This is a genomic window from Falsiroseomonas sp., assembly GCF_051860665.1.
Taxonomy (GTDB): Bacteria; Pseudomonadota; Alphaproteobacteria; order Acetobacterales; family Acetobacteraceae; genus Falsiroseomonas.
Genome location: NZ_JBHYDM010000005.1, coordinates 231,192 through 247,710 on the forward strand (window position 1 = coordinate 231,192; position 16,519 = coordinate 247,710).

Sequence of the window (16,519 nt, forward strand, 5' to 3'; positions counted from 1 at the left end):
CTCTAGTCCCGCAGCAATTCGTTGATCGAGGTCTTGGACCGCGTCTGCGCATCCACCCGCTTCACGATCACGGCGCAATAGAGGCTCGGCCCCGGCGAGCCATCCGGCAGCGGCTTGCCCGGCAGGCTGCCCGGGACCACCACCGAATAGGCCGGCACGCGGCCGATGAAGACCTCGCCGGTCGTGCGGTCGATGATCTTGGTGGAGGCGCCGAGGAAGACGCCCATGGAGAGCACGCTGCCGCGCTCGACGATCACGCCTTCCGCGACTTCGGACCGGGCGCCGACGAAGCACTCATCCTCGATCACCACCGGATTGGCCTGCAGCGGCTCCAGCACCCCGCCGATGCCGGCGCCGCCGGAGATATGGCAGTTCTTCCCGATCTGCGCGCAGGACCCGATGGTCGCCCAGGTATCCACCATGGTGCCCGAATCGACATAGGCGCCGAGGTTCACGAAGGACGGCATCAGCACCACGCCCGGCGCGATATAGGCGGAGCGCCGCACGATGGCGCCGGGGACGGCGCGGAAGCCGGCTTCCTTGAATCGGTTCGCGCCCCAGTCGGCGAATTTCAGCGGCACCTTGTCATAGGCGCCGGTGCCGACCTCCATCGGCGCGCTGTCGCTCAGGCGGAAGGACAGCAGCACGGCCTGCTTCAGCCACTGGTTCACCTGCCAGGCGCCATCCGCGCCGGGGGAGGCAACGCGCGCCTGGCCGGAATCGAGCAGTTCCAGCGCCTGCTCCACCGCCACGCGGTCCTCGCCCTGGGTCTGCGCGTTCAGCGTATCCCGCCGGTCCCACAGCGCCTCGATCTGGGACTGCAGGCGCGTCGTCGTGTCCATGGTGTGCTGGGTGTCCTGGCGGGGGTGGGGATTCGGCGCCGACCATGCATAGCCCGCCCGCGCGCTGTCAACGCAGCGGGCGCCAGATGGGCCACCCCGGGCCGGCTTTGCTAACCCCGCCTTCACCCGCACCCCCCTACCCTGCCCAGCATGGACGGAACCCCCTCGCTCTCACCCGGCATCCCGCCCGGCACCCTGGGCGAGGCCCGGCGCCAGGTGCCCCCGCGCGGGGATGCGGAGCCGCTGGCCGCGGCGCTGATCGAAAGCCGGTCCCGCTGGCGCGACTTCGCGCTGCTGTCGGCCGATCTGCTCTTCGAGACGGATGCCGAGGGGCGCTTCACCTTCCTGGCGCCCGAGCTGGTGCTGGGCCATGCGGCGGAGGCCTTGATCGGCACCCCCGCCTCCGCGCTGCTGGCGGCGCCCGGGCCCAGCCCCTTCGGCCTCGGCACCTTCGGCCGGCAGCGCATGATCAAGGCCTGGCTGACCTGCGCCGATGGCGACCGGGCCTGCCTCGAATTCACCCTGCTGCGGCATGGCGAGGGCCTGCGCGGCACGGCGCGCGACATCACCGCGGCGGAGCGGCGGGGCGAGGTGGCGGCGCGCGCGCTGCGCCGGGCCAATGCGCTCGGCCGCCTGCTGCGCCTGGGCCAGCGCCAGGGCGGGGCGGAGGCCTCGCTGGGCGCCATGCTCTCTGCCCTGCCCGCCGCCCTGTCCTGCGAAGGGGCGGCGGTGCTGATCCCCGAGGGCCAGGCGTGGCAGGTGGCCCATTTCGTGCGCAGCGCGCCGCCGCTGCACCTGCTGCCCCCGCCCGGGCGGCCGGTGGTGCCCGGCCATCATGCGCTGGCCGCCACCGAATGCGGCCCCTGCCTGCTGGCCTGGCGCAGCCCGGACCAGCCGCCGCTGGACCCTGACGAGCGCGACCTGCTGGCCGCCCTGGCCCTGCCCATCGCGGCGCTGCGGGCGGAGATGCTGCACCAGCAGGCCCTGGCCGTGGCGGCGAACGGCGACCCGCTGACCGGCCTGCTCAACCGCCGCGGCTTCCTCGCCGCGCTGCCGCACCACCTGGCGGAAGGCGGCGCGCTGGTCTTCCTGGACCTGGACGGGCTGAAGCCGCTGAACGATCGCCTGGGGCACGAGGCGGGGGATGCCGCGCTGCGCGCCGTCGCCGCCCGGATGCGCGCCGCGGCCGCGCAGCAGGACCTGGCGGCGCGGCTCGGCGGCGATGAATTCTGCCTCTGGCTGCATCGCACCTGCGCCGCGGAGGCGGCCTGCCGGATGTCGGCGCTCGGCAATCCCGGGCCGCTGCCCGAATGGCCGGAGGCCGGGCCGCAGGCGCTGCGCGCCAGCATCGGCATCGCCGTCTCGGAGCCCGGGGACACGGTGGCGGAGCTGCTCTCCCGCGCCGATGCCGCCATGTATGCGGCCAAGCGCGCGCGGGGCGAGCGGCGGCGGTGACCGATAGTCCCGAAGCCCGCCATGCCGCCCGGCATGGCGATGCGCAGGCCCGCGCCGCCGTGGCCCGGCTGCCCGGCACCTCGCCCGAGCTGCTCACCTTCCTGGCGGCGGATCCCGCGGCGGAGGTGCGCCAGGCGGTCGCCGCCCATGCCGCCACGCCGCCCGCCGTGGACCGGCTGCTGGCGGCGGACAGCGATGCGGCGGTGCGGCGCGAACTGGCCCGGCGCATCGCGGCGCTCGCCCCCAGCCTCTCCGCCGATGCGCCAGGCCGGAAGGCCCGGCTCTCCGCCGGCACCCTGGCGCTGCTGGTGGAGGATACCGCCACCGAAGTGCGCGCCGCCATCGCCGCCGCGGTGCGGGAAATGCCGGATGCGCCGCGCGCGCTGATCCTGCGCCTGGCGCGGGATACCGCCATGCCGGTGGCGGAGCCGGTGATCCGCTTCTCCCCGCTGCTGACGGAGGCCGATCTGCTCGGCCTGGTCGCCGATCCGCCGGCGCCGGCCACCCGCCGCGCCGTCGCCCGGCGTCCGGCGCTGAGCGAGACCCTGGCGGATGCGATCGCCGAGACGACGGACCGGCAGGCGGTAGCCGCCCTGCTGGCCAATCCCTCCGCCGCGATCCGGGAGGCGACGCTGGACCGGCTGGTGGCCGGCGCCGGCAACCGGCCGAGCTGGCAGGCCGCCCTGGTGCGGCGCCACCAGCTGCCGGCCGGGGCCGCCCGCGCGCTGGGGGAGATCGTGACCGACCATCTGCTGCGGGTCCTGGCCGCGCGGTCCGACCTGCCGGCCGGCCTGGCCGCGACGCTGCGCAGCCGCGTCGCCGCGCAGCTCTCGGCCAAGGCACGCGGCGCGGATGCGGAGGCCGAATTGTTCGCCGCGGCCCGCGCCGGCGACCGCGACCTGCTGCTCGGCCGCCTGGCCCTGGCCGCCGGCGTGACGGAGGCGCGGGTGGAGGCGGCGCTGGCGCTGCGCAGCGGCCGCGCCATCGCCGGCCTCTGCCACAGCGCCGGCTGGTCCGCGCAGCTGGCGGCGGAGGTGCAGGTGGTGCTGGGCGGGCTGAGCCCGCCGGAAGTGGTGCACCCGACCCAGGAGGGCCGCTGGGCGCTGGGGGAGGCCGAGCTGCAATGGCAGGCGGAGCTGCTGGAAGGGCTGCCCGCCTGACGCGCCCGCGCCTCAGGCGCGGATCAGCGTACCCGCGCCCTGGCCGGTGAAGAGCTCCAGCAGCACCGCATGCGGCACCCGGCCATCGACGATGACCGCGCCCTTCACGCCGCACTCCACGGCATAGATGCAGGTCTCGACCTTCGGGATCATGCCGCCCGAGATCCAGCCGGCCTCGATGCCGGCCTTCACCTCGGCCACCGTCATCTCCGGGATCAGCTGGCCATCCGGGCCGAGCACGCCGCGCACATCGGTCAGCATCAGCAGCCGTTCCGCGCCCAGCGCGCCGGCGATGGCGCCCGCCACCGTATCGGCGTTGATATTGTAGGTCTGGCCATCGGCGCCGACGCCGACCGGCGCCACCACCGGCACGATATCCGCGCCGATCAGCAGCTGCAGCACGCGGGGGTCCACCCGCTCCGGCTCGCCGACGAAGCCGAGGTCGAGCACCTTCTCGATATGGCTGTCGGGGTCGCGATAGGTGCGGGTCAGCTTGCGCGCCTGGATCAGCCCGCCATCCTTGCCGGAGATGCCGACGGCGATGGCACCGGCGCGGGTGATGGCGGAGGCGACCTGCTTGTTCACCGGGCCGGCCAGGACCATCTCGACCACGTCGAGCATTTCCTCATCCGTCACGCGCAGGCCCTGCACGAAGCTGGACTTCACGCCGAGGCGCTTGAGCATGGCATTGATCTGCGGCCCACCGCCGTGGACCACCACGGGGTTCACGCCCACCTGCTCCAGCAGCGCGATGTCGCGGCCGAAGCGCAGCGCCGTCTCCTCCTCGCCCATCGCGTGGCCGCCGTACTTCACCACCACGATCTGGTCGTCGTAGCGCTTCAGGAAGGGCAGCGCGCCGGCGAGGATCGCCATCTGGTCGAGCGCGTCGTCGGTCATGGCAGGCGTCCCCGGTCGGCCCGGGACCTTCCGCCGCGGGCGGCGCGGTTTGCGGCCTTTGCCGGCCAGGGTCAAGACCGGGGGACAGCGGCCCCCCGGGACCCGGCGGGCCGCCTCAGCGGGCCTCGATGCCGCGGCGCGTGGCGATGATCTGGGAGGCCTCGCAGATATTGACCCGCATCAGCTCCGCCGTCTCGCCATTGGCCCAGACCACCTTGAAGTCATAGGCGCCACCCCGGCCGCCCGGCGTGAAGCTCACCTGCCGGCCATTCGGCAGCACATTCTCGCCCAGCCGGTCACGCCCCCAGTTCGAATTGGAGGAGGGGCCGAAATAGAACTCGTTCACCTGGCTGCCGGAATTGTTGACCAGCGTGAAGCGGGTGTCGCATTGCGCGGCGGCGGGTGCCGCGGCGGCAGCGAGCAGGACGGCGGCCAGGGCCAGGCGTCGGAACATCAGCGAGAATCCTCGGATCGGGGCAGGCGCCGCCCGCCGATCGGGCATGCGCGGCGGCAAGCCTGCGCCCGTCCAAGTTAATCAGCAATGAAGGCCGGGCCTCAGCCCAGGCGCGCCACGGCGGCCAGCTCGGCCCGCAATTCGGGAATGCCCTGCCCGGTCTCGCTGCTGGTCACCAGGATCAGCGGATGCGCCGCGGCGCGCTTCTTCACGATCGCCTCCAGCTCCCCGATCCGCTTCTCCAGCTGCGCCTTCTTCACGTCGTCGACCTTGGTGATGCAGATCTGGAAGGCGACGGCGGCGTCCGACAGCAACTCGATCGCGGCGCGGTCGGCGGGCTTGGTCTCGACGCGCGCATCCATCAGCAGCAGCACGCGCCGCAGCGTCGGCCGGCCGCGCAGGAAGTCGAACATCAGCCCCTGCCAGTCCTCCTTCACCGTCTTGGAGGCCTTGGCATAGCCATAGCCCGGCATGTCGACCAGCGTGAGCTGGCCCTCATCGCAGCGGAAGAAGTTCAGCTGCCGGGTGCGCCCCGGCGTGACCGAGACGCGCGCCAGGGCCTTCTGGCCGGTCAGGGCATTCAGCAGGGAGGATTTGCCCACGTTGGAGCGGCCGCAGAAGGCGACTTCCGGCCCCGCCAGGGGGGGCAGCTGATTGATGGCCTGGGAGGCGTAGAAGAAGGTGCAGGGCCGGGCAAACAGCAGGCGCCCGGCCTCGATCAACCCGGCGCGCTGCTCGTCATCCACCGCCTCCGCCAGCCCACCCGGCGGCAGCGTCACCGGGGTGCCGGAGGGGGTGGTAATGGTCACTTCTTGCCCTTCGGCGCCGGCTTGGCAGCGGCCACCGCGGCCGGCTTGGGCGGCGGCGGGGCGGCCGGCGTGCGGGCCTGGCGCTTCTTGTCCATCTTCATGATCCAGTACTGCTGGGCGATGGAAAGCAGGTTGTTCCAGGTCCAGTAGATCACCAGCCCGGCCGGGAAGCTGGCCAGCATGAAGGTGAAGATCAGCGGCATCCAGGCGAAGATCTTGGCCTGGATCGGGTCCGGCGGCGTCGGGTTCAGCTTGAACTGCAGGAACATCGTGATGCCCATCGCGATGGCCCAGGCAGGCATGTGCAGGAAGCTGGAGAGCTGCGTCGGGTCGAAGGGCAGGATGCCGAAGAGGTTGAACAGGTTGGTCGGATCCGGCGCCGAAAGGTCGCGGATCCAGCCGAAGAAGGGCGCGTGCCGCATCTCGATGGTGACGAAGAGCACCTTGTAGAGGGCGAAGAAGACCGGGATCTGCAGCAGGATGGGCAGGCAGCCGGAGGCGGGGTTCACCTTCTCCGACCGATAGAGCGCCATCATCTCGGCCTGGGCCTTGGCGGGGTCGTCCTTGTAGCGCTCCCGCACCTCCGTCATCTTCGGCGCCAGCACCTTCATGCGGGCCATGGAGGTATAGGCCTTGCTGGCCAGCGGGAAGAAGGCCGCCTTCAGCGCCAGGGTGAAGACCAGGATCGCCACGCCGAAATTGCCGAAGATCTGGAATAGCCAGTCGATGGCATAGAAGAACGGCTTGGTGATCCAGTAGAACCAGCCGAAGTCGATCGCCTTGTCGAAGCCCTCGATGTTCAGGCGGTCCGCATAGCCGTCCAGCAGCCGCACTTCCTTGGCGCCGGCGAAAAGCCGCGTGGCGAGGCCGGCCTCGGCGCCGGCGGCCACGGTCTGCGCCGCCGGGGGCGCCATATCGACCTGCCAGCGGTCCTGGCCGCCCTCGGCCGAGTGGCGATAGGCGGCGCGGATCGGCGTGGCCTGGCTCATCGGCGTCAGCGCGGTCAGCCAGTACTTGTCGGTGAAGCCGATCCAGCCGCCGGTCGACTCCTGCTCCATCGCGGCGCCGCGGCGGCGCTCCGCCTCGGTCTTGGCGTCGCTGTACTTCCACTCCGTCAGCCGGCCGCCGAGGACACCGGTGAAGCCCTCATGCAGGATGAAGAAGCCGGCGGTGGCCGGCGTGCGCTCGCGCCGGACGCGGGCCCAGGGCAGCAGCTGCACCGGCTCCGCGCCGGTGTTGCGCACGCTCTGCTCCGCGGTGAGCATGAAGTCCTCGTCGATGCCGAGGCGGATGCTGAATTCCTGGCCCTGGCCATTGTCCCAGCGCAGCGTCACCGGGGTGGTGGGCGTCAGGTTCTGGCCATCGGCGATCCAGTCCGTCTCCGGGCCCGGCACCGGCGTGCGGCCATCGGCGGCGGTCCAGCCCCATTGCGCGAAATACGGGTTCGCATCGCTGCGCGGCGCCAGCAGGCGCACCAGCGCGCTGTCCGGCTGCACCGTCTCCCGGTAGCCGCGCAGGATGGCGTCATCCAGCCGCGCGCCGCGCAGGCTGATGCTGCCCTGCAGGCGGGGATTCTCGATGCGGATGCGCTGCTCGGGCGGCAGGTTCGGCGTGGCGGCCGCGGCGGTGGCGCCAGGGGAGGCACCAGGCGCGGCGCCCGGCTCGGCCAGCGGCGCGCCGCCGGAGGCGGGCACCGGCACCGGGGAGGCCGGTGCCGCCGCGCCCGGGCTGGCGGGGGCCGGCGCCTGGGCGGCGATCTCGGCCTGGCGGCGCTGCTCCGCTTCCCGCGCCGGGCGGTTCCAGAGGTCGAACAACAGCAGGATGCCGACCGACAGGGCGATGGCGGCGAGGAGACGCTTCTGGTCCATGACGGCCTGATTCAGCCTTTCGTCGGTCGCGGGGCGGGCAGGTTTTCCGCCCCGGAGACGTTCCGGGAAGTGGGTGGCACCGGGTCATAGCCACCCGGGTGCCAGGGGTTGCAGCGCAATACACGCCGCGCGGTCAACCAGCTACCGCGCAGCGCGCCGTGCTCGGCCACCGCCTGCAGCCCGTATTCGCTGCAATGCGGGTAGAATCGGCAATTGCAGCCGATGAAGGGCCGCAGGGTGAGCTGGTAGGTGCGGATCGCGCCGCGCAGCAGATGCTGCTGCGGGGTCATGCCGGAGCATCCGCGCGCGGCGGCGTGGGCGCCTGTTCCTTCGGCGACAGCACCCCGCCCAGCACCCCCCCCTGGCGCAGCGCGCCGCGCAGGTCACCGAGGAGGGTGGCGAAGTCGCGCTGCGCCGTCGCCTCCCGCCCGATCAGCACCAGGTCGAAGCCCGGCGGCGCGCCCTCGCCCAGCAGCAGTCGCGCCGCCTCCCGCAGCCGCCTCTTGGTGCGGTTGCGGATGACGGCGTTGCCGATCTTCTTGGTGGCGGTGAAGCCGACCCGCAGCGGGCCGTCCGTGCCCTTCAGCACCTGCAGCACGAGCCCAGGCCGCGCCGCCCGCTGACCGCGGGCTGCCACCAGCTTGAACTCACGACGCAGCTTCAGACGTGGCGGGCGCGCCGGCATGGCACAGTCGAAGCCCGCCGCGTTCTCAGGCGGAGAGCTTCTTGCGGCCCTTGGCGCGGCGATTCGCCAGCACATTGCGCCCGCCGACCGTCGCCGTACGGGCGCGGAAGCCATGGCGGCGCTTCCGGACGAGCTTCGAGGGCTGATAAGTACGCTTCACGACACACTCCCGCGGGCTCCGGCCCCAGGCCCGCCAGGGAATGCCCCTGGCCCGCCATGCACCGGCTGGTATCTAAAGGAATTGCCGGCGGCGGCCCCATATGGCGAGGGCCACCCCGGCGAGGCCGGACGTATAGGGAAGCGCCACCCCTGCCGTCAACCGCGCGGATCGGGCATGAGGGGCGCCGGATGCCACGCCTGACCCGCCGGAAGGACCCTGCGATGCCCGATTTCGACCTGGTAGTGATTGGCGCGGGCGCGGCCGGGCTTTCGGTCGCCGCCTTCTCCGCGGGCCTCGGGCTGAAGGTGGCGCTGGTGGAGCGCGGCCGCATGGGCGGGGACTGCCTGAATTATGGCTGCGTCCCCTCCAAGGCCCTGCTCGCCGCGGCCCATGCCGCCCAGGCCGCCCGCCGCGCCGGGCGATTCGGCGTGCGCCTGCCGGAGCCCGAGATCGACTGGGCGGCGCTGCGCGCCCATGTGCAGGGCGCCATCGCCCATATCGCCCCGGTGGATTCGGAGGCCCGCTTCCGCGGCATGGGGGTGGAGGTGATCCGCGCCTCCGCCCATTTCGTCGCCCCCGACATGATCGCGGCCGGGGGGCGCCGCCTCACCTTCCGCCGCTGCGTCATCGCCGCCGGCAGCCAGGCCATCGTGCCGGATATTCCGGGCCTGGGCCCGGTGCCCTGGCTGACCAACGAGACGCTCTTCGATCTGGAGGACCCGCCCGGCCACCTCATCATCCTCGGCGGCGGGCCGATCGGGCTGGAGATGGCGCAGGCCCATGCACGCCTCGGCTGCCTGGTCACCGTGATCGAGGCTGGCCGAATCGCCGGCCGCGACGATCCGGAGCTGGCGGATGGCCTGCGCCGCGCCCTGCTGCGGGAGGGGGTGACCCTGCTGGAGGGCGCCAAGCTCGCCCGCGTCAGCGCCGATCGGCCGGAAGGTGGCGGGCCGGGGCTGGTCGCGCATCTGGAGGATGGCCGCGCCATCGGCGGCACCCACCTGCTGCTGGCGGTGGGCCGGGCGCCGCGGCTGGCGGGGCTGGACCTCGCGGCCGGCCAAGTGGCCTCAACCAAGCTCGGCATCGCCACCGATGCCGGGCTGCGCTCCACCACCAATCGCCGGGTCTATGCGGTGGGCGATATCGCGGACCCGCAGGGAATCGGGCCGCGGGCCTTCACCCACGTGGCCTCCCAGCATGCCGGCATCCTGGCGCGGCGGATGCTGTTCCGCCTGCCGGCGAAGGTGGACTACGCCGCCCTGCCCCGCGTGACCTACACGGACCCGGAGCTGGCGCAGGTCGGCCTGACCGAGGCCGAGGCGCGCGAGGCCGGGCACGAGATCAATATCCTGCGCTTCCCGGTGGCGGAGACCGACCGCGCGGTGGCGGAGGGGATCGAGGAAGGGCTGGTGAAGCTGGTGGTGACGCCGAAGGGCCGCCTGCTCGGCGCCGGCATCCTGGCCCCCCATGCCGGCGAGATGGCCGGCACCTTTGCCCTGATGATCGGGCGCAAGCTGCCGCTCTCGGCGCTCGCGGGCCTGGTGCTGCCCTATCCCACCCTGGCGGAGGCGGCGAAGCGGGCGGCGGGGGATTTCTACGCGCCCAAGCTGATGTCGCCTGTGGTGAAGCGCGTCGTGGGCTGGCTGAAGCGGCTGCCCTGAGGCGGAGGCTCGCCTTCTTAACGGATTTGCGCGAGGCTCCGGCGCAAGATTGCTGCAACGCGGGAAGGGCCTCGACCATGGCAGGAAAACTGGAGGGCCGCACGGCCCTCGTCACCGGCTCCACCTCCGGCATCGGCCTGGCCATCGCGCTGGGCTTTGCCGGGGCAGGTGCGAAGGTGATGCTGAACGGCTTCGGCAAGCCTGAGGAAATCGCCAAGGCGCGGGCCGCGGTCGGCGCTGCCATGGGCGTGGCGGAGGCCCCCTACTCAGGGGCCGACATGTCGAAACCGGAAGAAATCCGCGCCATGGTGGCCGCCTGCGAGGCCGAGCTCGGCGCCTGCGACATCCTGGTGAACAATGCCGGCATCCAGTTCGTGGCGCCGGTGGAGGAGTTTCCGGAGGACAAGTTCGACCGGATCATCGCCATCAACTTCACCTCCAACTTCCACGCCATCAAGGCGGCGCTGCCGGGGATGAAGGCGCGCGGCTTCGGGCGGATCGTCAACGTGGCCTCCGCCCACGGGCTCGTCGCGAGCCCCTTCAAGACCGCCTATGTGGCGGCGAAGCATGCCGTGGTGGGGCTGACCAAGTCGGTCGCGCTGGAAATCGCGCGCGGCCCCGTCACCTGCAACGCCATCTGCCCCGGCTTCGTGCGGACCCCGCTGGCCGAGGCCCAGGTGAAGCCGCTGGCGGAGAAGCACGGCGTCTCCGAGGACAAGGCCCTGACCGACTACCTGCTGGAACGCCAGCCCACCAAGCGCTGGGTGGAGGTCGAGGAGGTGGCGGAGATGGCGCTGTTCCTGGTGGGGCCGAACAGCGGCAGCATCAATGGCAGCGCGCTGAGCATCGACGGCGGCTGGACCGCGCAGTGAGAGGCGGCGCGAAGCCCTCTCCCTCGATGCGGCCTGCGGGAGCCCCCCCTCACCCAACCCTCTCCCCCCGTCGTGGGGAGAGGGCTTTTGTTCAAGGTGTGACGCCTAGCCCATGATCGAGGAAGAATTCCGCGCGGAGGCTGCCGATACGCTCGGCGCGGCCGGCGCTGCGCCCGGCCCCTCCCCCCGCCCCGCCCGCCCCGCCCCCACCACGCGCCGCATCAACCTGGCGCTGCAGGGCGGCGGCACGCATGGCGCCTTCACCTGGGGGGTGCTGGAGCGGCTGCTGGAGGATGAGCGGCTGGAATTCGAGGCGGTCTCCGGCACCTCGGCCGGCGCCATGAATGCCGCCGTCTTCGTCCAGGGCCTCTGCGAGGGCGGGCGGGACGGTGCGCGCCGGGCACTGGAGCGCTTCTGGCGCAATGCCGCCAGCCGCATGTCCATGAGCCCGCTGCAGAACACCCCCCTGGAGAAGGCGCTCTGGGGCCACGACCTGACCTGGTCCTTCGCCTACCAGACCTTCGAGACGCTGACCCGCGTCATGTCCCCCTACCAGCTCAACCCGACCCCCTACGAGTTCAACCCGCTGCGCCAGGTGCTTGAGGAGGAGATCCATCCGGAGATCCTGCGCCACGGCAAGGGCCCGAAGCTGTTCATCTCCGCCACCTCCGTCCGCACCGGCAAGCCCCGGGTCTTCGCGCGCGAGGAGGTCACCGTCGATACGCTGCTGGCCTCCGCCTGCCTGCCGCAATTCTTCAAGGCGGTGGAGATCGATGGCGAGCCCTTCTGGGATGGCGGCTATCTCGGCAATCCGGCCCTCTGGCCGCTGTATGAGCAGGGCGGGCCGCCGGACATCGTGCTGGTGCAGCTGAACCCCATCGTGCGGGACGAGCTGCCGACGCGGCCGACCGAGATCGTCAACCGGCTGAACGAGATCAGCTTCAATGCCTCCCTGATGGCGGAAATGCGCGCCATCGACTTCGTGCAGCGCCTGCTGGAGGCTGGGCGACTGGAGCAGCCGCGCTACCGCAAGCTCTTCGTCCATTGCATCGAGGACGAGGCGCGAATGCGCGACTTCAAGCTCAGCACCAAGCTGAACGGCGACTGGGAATTTCTCATGACGCTGAAGCGCTACGGGCGGGAGGCCGCGGATGGCTGGATCGCGGCGCATTTCGACAAGCTGGGGCGGGAGAGCAGCGTCGATATCCGCGAACGCTTCCTTTGAACCGAAGGGTTGCGCGGCGGCCGCCGGATCGCGCCCGGCGGGCAGCCCGGACAGGCGCCGCCGCCTACGCGCGACACCGCAACGATTTCGCCTGTAAAGCTACAAACTAGTGTAACTTTCGCCTTGCACGCGAATGTGATATTGGTTCCTATGCCGGGCCGATCCCGGAGAGCAACATGCCCACCCTGCCGCGCCAGCCGCTTCGCGAGCCAGCCCCCACCGGCCGGTCCCTCGCCGACAACGACAATGAGGTCTTGGCCGGGCCCGAAACGCTCCACTGGCACCGCGGGGATGGGGATGACACGGTGATCGGCGGCGGCGGCGGCGATACGCTGCGCCTCACCGGAACCGGACTGACGCCCGAGCAGCTTCTGGCCTCGATCGAGATCGAGCCGGATAGCCCGGCGCCGCGCCTGCAGGGCTGCACCATCGATGTGACCGGCGTCGTCGGGCGAATCCTCCTCGGCCATGAGACACTGACCTTCCGGGCCATGGAACGCCTCGTCATCCAGGTCCGGCCGACGCAGGAGCGCGCCTCAAGCCGTTGATATAACGGGGTTGGCAGCCCGCGAGGCGGGCATCGGCTTCGCCTATGGGGTCCACAGGGCCTTCGAATTGGATGCGTGAGACGCGCCGGCGCTTGATCCCCCCCGCAAGACGAAGCGGGAGATCAGGCCGTGACCGAGACCAATCAGAGCCCCGGATGCTGGGACCTCGACTACCTCCTGCCGGAGCGGCCGGCCCAGGGCCGCTGGGTCGGCGGACCGGTGAACCACCGCCTGCGCCCCGGCCAGGAGACGCTGATCTGGCACCCTGGCGACGGCAACCGGGCGATCGCCGCCATCGATGCGGTGCGCACCCTGCAGCTGGATGACACCGACCGCACGCTGGAGCAGATCCTGCAGGCCATCCGGCTCGACCCCGGCTCGCCCGAACCCCGGCTGGGCCTGGGCGAGATCCTGCTGGAGGGCGTGCGCGGCACCATCATCCTGGGCGAGGAGCGCATCCGCTTCGCCGGGGTGCAGCGGGTCGTGATCGGCGGCTACAGCGCCTATCCGGCGCGCGGCCCGGAGTTGGGCGGTCCGGAATGAGGCGGCGCGGCGAGAACCCGCACCAGCCGGGCCGGCCGCCCTGCCGCCACCACCACAATGGCCCATTGGCGGAAGCGCCGGGCCAGCACCGCGAGGCGACGCGGATCGCCGGCCAGCAACAGGTGGTGCTCCGCCCAGGCCCCCGCCCGCCCAAAACCCTCCGCCAGCACGCGGCTGCGCGCCGCCTGCCGCAGCCTGTCCTGCTGGCGACGGTTCCAGCCCGGCGGCATGCGCCGGCTGCGCGGATTCCAGGCGGTGACGAAGCCGGCCTGGCGCACCCCCCGCGCCGCCAGCAGCGCATCCAGGCCGGCCGACCGCCGGCCGATCCGCACGGTGATGCCGGCGGCCTCGTAGCCCGTGGCGCGGAAGGCGGCGAGCGGCGGTTGCATCGGGCCCGGCGGATCAGGCGAGCTGCAAAAGCAGGCCCTTGAGATAGGCGCTCTCGGGCAGGCCGGGATGCACCGGGTGGTCCGGGCCGGCGCCGACGGTCGCCAGCAGCCGCGCCTCCCGCCGCGCCTTGTGCAGGCCCCAGGCGACCGCATCGGTGAAATCGCCGGGCGAGACATGGTGGGAGCAGGAGGCGATGAAGAGGATGCCCTCCGGCGCCACCAGCCCCGCCGCCAGTCGCGCCAGCTTGCCGTAGCCGCGCAGCGCCGCCGGCTGATCTTTTCGCGACTTGGCAAAGGCCGGCGGGTCCGCCACCACCACCTCGAACCGCCGGCCGCTGGCCGCCATCTTCTCCAGATGCTCCAGCGCCTCCGCCTTCAGGGGCGTGACGCGTTCCGCGAAACCGGCGAGGCGGGCGGCCTGCATGGCGTGGTCCAGCGCGTGCTCGCTGCGGTCCAGCAGCGTGACCTCGGAAGCGCCGGCCGCCGCCGCGGCCAGGCCGAAGCCGCCGGTATGGCAGAAGGCGTCCAGCATGGTCCGGCCGCGGCAGAAGCGCGCGACCATGGCGCGATTGGCGCGCTGGTCGAAGAACCAGCCGGTCTTCTGGCCGCCCAGCAGGTCCACCGGGAAGCGGAGGCCGGATTCCTCCACCGTCGCCGTGCCCTCGCCCTGCAGGGCGGTGACCTGCTCGGCAAGGCCCTCCAGCTTGCGCACGGCGCTGTCGTTGCGTGCCACCACGAGGCGCGGGGCGAACAGCGCGTTCAGCGCGGCCAGGATGTGCGGCGTCGCGGCATCCATGCCGGCGGTATTGGCCTGGATCGCCACCGCATCGCCGTAGCGGTCGATGACCAGGCCCGGCAGGCCATCCGCCTCGGCATGCACCAGGCGGTAGTAGGGCGTGTCGAACAGCCGCTCCCGCAGGGCCAGGCAGGCGGCGAGGCGGCGCTGGTACCAGGCCGCGTCGATCACGGCGGCGGGGTTGCCGTCCAGCCGTCGGGCGGCGATCAGGCTATGCGGGTTGAAATGCCAGACGCCGTGCTTGACGCCGTCATCACCCTCCAGCCGCACCGGGGTACCGGGCGGCAGGGCGCGCAGCGCGGGGGTCATGGCGATCTCGTTGGAGAAGGCCCAGGGGTGGCCCGCCTTCACGCGGCGGTCGCCGCCGGGGGCCAGGCGGATCAGCGGATGCTCGGTCATGACCGGGCCTATGCCCGGATCAGCCGCGCACCGCCAGTAAGCTTCATCCGCGTACTGCCAGTACGACACCGCCGATGGTCATGGACAGCGCCGCAACCTCCCGCAGCCCCAGCGGCTCCCCCAGCAGCAGCGCGGCGGAGGCGACGCCGATCACCGGCGTGAGCAGGGTGCCGGAGGAGGCAGCCGCGGCCGGCAGCCGCCGCAGCGCGGCGAACCAGGCGAGGTAGCAGAGGCCCAGCGGCCCGACGCCGCCATAGACCATCACCGCCCAGTCCCACCCGGACAACCCGGAAAAATCCGGCGTCTCGAAGATCAGCGCGCCGGCCAGCAGCGGCGTGCAGCCGACCACGAGCTGCCAGGCGACGGAGGTGGTGGGCGGCAGCGCCAGCGGCCAGCGCTTGGTGACCACGGTGCCCAGCGAGAACAGCACCGCCCCGCCCAGCGCCGCCGCCACGCCCGGCAGCTTGGCCAGCCCCAGATCCAACCCCTGCCCCACCACCAGCACCACCAGCCCGCCGAGGCCCAGCACCAGCGCGGCCAGGCGCCGCCGGCTCGGCGGCTCGCCCAGCACCAGCCAGGCGAGCAGCGAGGTCCAGACCGGCATGGTGTAGCAGACGATCGTCGCCTCCCCGGCCGCCAGCCACAGCAGGGAAAAGGTTGCCATGCCCATCCAGGCGGTGACGTTCAGCAGGCTCGCCGCGACCAGCCGCGGCCAGAGCACCCGGGGCACGGCAAGCCTCTCGCCCTTCACCGCCGCGATGGCGAACAGCAGGGAAATGCCGAGCGCGGCGCAGACCACGCGCATGGAAAACGGCGGCAGCACGCCCAGCAGCAGCTTCATCGAGGGCCAGTTGAAGCCCCAGCCGATGACCGTCACCAGCAGCAGCGCCAGCCCGCGCGGGTCGAGCCGGGCCGCCAGGGGGGTGTTCAATCCAGGTAGTCCGGCTCCTCCTTCGCAAGCCGGCGCTTGATGCTTTCCAGGTGCAGGACCGCGCTTTCGCGGTCGCCGAGGCGCATCTGGTCGTAGGTCTTCTGCGCCAGCTCGGGCGGCACCGGCTTCAGCGGCCGGCCGGTGGAGAGCGCCAGGCGCTGCGCCTCCGCCGCGCGTTCCAGGTAGTAGAGGTCGTCCCAGGCCTCCGCCGCGCTGGCGCCCACCACCATCACGCCGTGGTTCTTCATGAAGACGATATCGGCATCGCCGATCGAGGCCGCGATGCGGTCGCCTTCCCGCTCGTCCAAAGCGAGGCCGTTGTAATGCTCATCCACCACGGTGCGGCCGTAGAATTTCAGCGCGGATTGCCCGGCCCAGGCCAGCGGCGGGCCTTCCAGCATCGCCAGCGCCGTCGCATTCGGCATATGCGTGTGGAAGGCGGCCTTGGCGCGCGGCAGGTTCTTGTGGACGCGCGCATGGATGTAGAAGGCCGTCGCCTCCGGCACGCCCTCCCCCGCCACCACATTGCCCGCAAAATCGCAGACGAGGAGGCGGGAGGCGGTGATCTCCGCAAAGGCCCAGCCATAGGGGTTCACCAGGAACAGGTCGTCCCGCCCCGGCACCACCAGCGAAAAGTGGTTGCAGATACCCTCATGCATGCCGAGGCGCGCGGCCATGCGGAAGGCGGCGGCGAGATCGACGCGCGCGGCGCGCACCGCATCGGCATCGAGCTCCGAATTGCGCAGGATGGCGGGGGCGGCGTTCAGCGCATGCGCCATGGCGGGGCCTTTCCTTCGAATGGGGGATGATTCGCAGCAGCCTCGC

19 protein-coding genes are annotated in these 16,519 nt (G+C 72.0%); 7 read left to right on the forward strand and 12 right to left on the reverse strand.

Features of this window, described 5'->3' with window-relative positions; translation table 11 throughout:
- Positions 1 to 2: 2 nt before the first annotated feature.
- Complete coding sequence (gene dapD, locus ACTIF1_RS07775; RefSeq protein WP_439595819.1) at positions 3 to 842, reverse strand: 2,3,4,5-tetrahydropyridine-2,6-dicarboxylate N-succinyltransferase; 840 nt, start codon at positions 840 to 842, stop codon at positions 3 to 5.
- A 150-nt stretch (positions 843 to 992) separates the two neighbouring features.
- Between dapD and ACTIF1_RS07780 the strand changes: the two genes are divergently transcribed.
- The gene (locus tag ACTIF1_RS07780) at positions 993 to 2,297 is read left to right on the forward strand and encodes a diguanylate cyclase domain-containing protein (protein ID WP_439595820.1); all 1,305 of its coding nucleotides are present in this window, start codon (positions 993 to 995) and stop codon (positions 2,295 to 2,297) included.
- Positions 2,294 to 3,457 (forward strand): DUF2336 domain-containing protein, encoded by a 1,164-nt coding sequence (locus tag ACTIF1_RS07785; protein ID WP_439595821.1) that lies wholly within the window; start codon positions 2,294 to 2,296, stop codon positions 3,455 to 3,457. The genes ACTIF1_RS07780 and ACTIF1_RS07785 overlap by 4 nt, the downstream gene beginning before the upstream one ends.
- A gap of 12 nt (positions 3,458 to 3,469) precedes the next feature.
- Here ACTIF1_RS07785 and argB read toward each other — a convergent pair whose 3' ends face one another.
- From argB to rpmH, 7 genes are all read right to left on the reverse strand, one after another.
- Entirely contained in the window at positions 3,470 to 4,354 is an 885-nt protein-coding gene (gene argB, locus ACTIF1_RS07790; RefSeq protein WP_439595822.1) for an acetylglutamate kinase, read from the reverse strand.
- 115 nt (positions 4,355 to 4,469) lie between these two features.
- The gene (locus tag ACTIF1_RS07795; RefSeq protein ID WP_439595823.1) at positions 4,470 to 4,808 is read right to left on the reverse strand and encodes a hypothetical protein; all 339 of its coding nucleotides are present in this window, start codon (positions 4,806 to 4,808) and stop codon (positions 4,470 to 4,472) included.
- 101 nt (positions 4,809 to 4,909) lie between these two features.
- Positions 4,910 to 5,554: a ribosome biogenesis GTP-binding protein YihA/YsxC gene (gene yihA, locus ACTIF1_RS07800; RefSeq protein WP_439595892.1), complete on the reverse strand. Its 645-nt coding sequence runs from the start codon at positions 5,552 to 5,554 to the stop codon at positions 4,910 to 4,912.
- Between the two features lie 59 nt (positions 5,555 to 5,613).
- Positions 5,614 to 7,485 (reverse strand): membrane protein insertase YidC, encoded by a 1,872-nt coding sequence (yidC, locus tag ACTIF1_RS07805; protein ID WP_439595824.1) that lies wholly within the window; start codon positions 7,483 to 7,485, stop codon positions 5,614 to 5,616.
- Positions 7,486 to 7,496: 11 nt separating this feature from the next.
- Positions 7,497 to 7,775 carry a membrane protein insertion efficiency factor YidD gene (yidD, locus tag ACTIF1_RS07810; RefSeq protein WP_439595825.1) on the reverse strand — a complete coding sequence of 93 codons (279 nt, stop codon included), beginning with the start codon at positions 7,773 to 7,775 and terminating at the stop codon, positions 7,497 to 7,499.
- Positions 7,772 to 8,170, reverse strand: coding sequence for a ribonuclease P protein component (rnpA, locus tag ACTIF1_RS07815; RefSeq protein WP_439595826.1), 399 nt, complete (start codon positions 8,168 to 8,170; stop codon positions 7,772 to 7,774). The genes yidD and rnpA overlap by 4 nt, the downstream gene beginning before the upstream one ends.
- A gap of 25 nt (positions 8,171 to 8,195) precedes the next feature.
- On the reverse strand, positions 8,196 to 8,330 hold the full coding sequence (gene rpmH, locus ACTIF1_RS07820) for a 50S ribosomal protein L34 (protein ID WP_092962847.1): 135 nt from the start codon (positions 8,328 to 8,330) through the stop codon (positions 8,196 to 8,198).
- 221 nt (positions 8,331 to 8,551) lie between these two features.
- Between rpmH and ACTIF1_RS07825 the strand changes: the two genes are divergently transcribed.
- From ACTIF1_RS07825 to ACTIF1_RS07845, 5 genes are all read left to right on the forward strand, one after another.
- On the forward strand, positions 8,552 to 9,991 hold the full coding sequence (locus ACTIF1_RS07825; protein ID WP_439595827.1) for a dihydrolipoyl dehydrogenase family protein: 1,440 nt from the start codon (positions 8,552 to 8,554) through the stop codon (positions 9,989 to 9,991).
- A gap of 77 nt (positions 9,992 to 10,068) precedes the next feature.
- Positions 10,069 to 10,863 (forward strand): 3-hydroxybutyrate dehydrogenase, encoded by a 795-nt coding sequence (locus tag ACTIF1_RS07830; RefSeq protein WP_439595828.1) that lies wholly within the window; start codon positions 10,069 to 10,071, stop codon positions 10,861 to 10,863.
- A 112-nt stretch (positions 10,864 to 10,975) separates the two neighbouring features.
- Positions 10,976 to 12,088, forward strand: a complete 1,113-nt coding sequence (locus tag ACTIF1_RS07835; RefSeq protein ID WP_439595829.1) for a patatin-like phospholipase family protein — start codon at positions 10,976 to 10,978, stop codon at positions 12,086 to 12,088.
- 176 nt (positions 12,089 to 12,264) lie between these two features.
- Complete coding sequence (locus ACTIF1_RS07840) at positions 12,265 to 12,636, forward strand: hypothetical protein (protein WP_439595830.1); 372 nt, start codon at positions 12,265 to 12,267, stop codon at positions 12,634 to 12,636.
- Positions 12,637 to 12,765: 129 nt separating this feature from the next.
- Complete coding sequence (locus ACTIF1_RS07845; RefSeq protein ID WP_439595831.1) at positions 12,766 to 13,179, forward strand: hypothetical protein; 414 nt, start codon at positions 12,766 to 12,768, stop codon at positions 13,177 to 13,179.
- On the opposite strand, the gene ACTIF1_RS07850 is transcribed toward ACTIF1_RS07845, so the two are convergent.
- The 4 genes from ACTIF1_RS07850 to ACTIF1_RS07865 are packed head-to-tail and all read right to left on the reverse strand — an operon-like array spanning position 13,140 to position 16,473.
- Positions 13,140 to 13,568: a DUF3293 domain-containing protein gene (locus tag ACTIF1_RS07850; RefSeq protein ID WP_439595832.1), complete on the reverse strand. Its 429-nt coding sequence runs from the start codon at positions 13,566 to 13,568 to the stop codon at positions 13,140 to 13,142. The genes ACTIF1_RS07845 and ACTIF1_RS07850 overlap by 40 nt on opposite strands.
- A 13-nt stretch (positions 13,569 to 13,581) precedes the next feature.
- Complete coding sequence (locus tag ACTIF1_RS07855) at positions 13,582 to 14,763, reverse strand: class I SAM-dependent rRNA methyltransferase (protein WP_439595833.1); 1,182 nt, start codon at positions 14,761 to 14,763, stop codon at positions 13,582 to 13,584.
- A gap of 43 nt (positions 14,764 to 14,806) precedes the next feature.
- Positions 14,807 to 15,694 carry a DMT family transporter gene (locus tag ACTIF1_RS07860; protein ID WP_439595834.1) on the reverse strand — a complete coding sequence of 296 codons (888 nt, stop codon included), beginning with the start codon at positions 15,692 to 15,694 and terminating at the stop codon, positions 14,807 to 14,809.
- Positions 15,691 to 16,473, reverse strand: coding sequence for an aldolase (locus ACTIF1_RS07865; RefSeq protein WP_439595835.1), 783 nt, complete (start codon positions 16,471 to 16,473; stop codon positions 15,691 to 15,693). The genes ACTIF1_RS07860 and ACTIF1_RS07865 overlap by 4 nt, the downstream gene beginning before the upstream one ends.
- Between the last annotated feature and the right edge of the window lie 46 nt (positions 16,474 to 16,519).

Excerpts from the sequence above, each read along its gene's own strand:
- ACTIF1_RS07840 (WP_439595830.1), top strand. The coding sequence starts at position 12,265 with ATGCCCACCCTGCCGCGCCAGCCGCTTCGCGAGCCAGCCCCCACCGGC.
- rnpA (WP_439595826.1), bottom strand. The coding sequence starts at position 8,170 with ATGCCGGCGCGCCCGCCACGTCTGAAGCTGCGTCGTGAGTTCAAGCTG.
- ACTIF1_RS07825 (WP_439595827.1), top strand. The coding sequence starts at position 8,552 with ATGCCCGATTTCGACCTGGTAGTGATTGGCGCGGGCGCGGCCGGGCTT.
- ACTIF1_RS07850 (WP_439595832.1), bottom strand. The coding sequence starts at position 13,568 with ATGCAACCGCCGCTCGCCGCCTTCCGCGCCACGGGCTACGAGGCCGCC.
- ACTIF1_RS07835 (WP_439595829.1), top strand. The coding sequence starts at position 10,976 with ATGATCGAGGAAGAATTCCGCGCGGAGGCTGCCGATACGCTCGGCGCG.
- ACTIF1_RS07795 (WP_439595823.1), bottom strand. The coding sequence starts at position 4,808 with ATGTTCCGACGCCTGGCCCTGGCCGCCGTCCTGCTCGCTGCCGCCGCG.
- argB (WP_439595822.1), bottom strand. The coding sequence starts at position 4,354 with ATGACCGACGACGCGCTCGACCAGATGGCGATCCTCGCCGGCGCGCTG.
- dapD (WP_439595819.1), bottom strand. The coding sequence starts at position 842 with ATGGACACGACGACGCGCCTGCAGTCCCAGATCGAGGCGCTGTGGGAC.
- yidC (WP_439595824.1), bottom strand. The coding sequence starts at position 7,485 with ATGGACCAGAAGCGTCTCCTCGCCGCCATCGCCCTGTCGGTCGGCATC.
- ACTIF1_RS07855 (WP_439595833.1), bottom strand. The coding sequence starts at position 14,763 with ATGACCGAGCATCCGCTGATCCGCCTGGCCCCCGGCGGCGACCGCCGC.
- ACTIF1_RS07865 (WP_439595835.1), bottom strand. The coding sequence starts at position 16,473 with ATGGCGCATGCGCTGAACGCCGCCCCCGCCATCCTGCGCAATTCGGAG.
- ACTIF1_RS07830 (WP_439595828.1), top strand. The coding sequence starts at position 10,069 with ATGGCAGGAAAACTGGAGGGCCGCACGGCCCTCGTCACCGGCTCCACC.
- ACTIF1_RS07780 (WP_439595820.1), top strand. The coding sequence starts at position 993 with ATGGACGGAACCCCCTCGCTCTCACCCGGCATCCCGCCCGGCACCCTG.
- yidD (WP_439595825.1), bottom strand. The coding sequence starts at position 7,775 with ATGACCCCGCAGCAGCATCTGCTGCGCGGCGCGATCCGCACCTACCAG.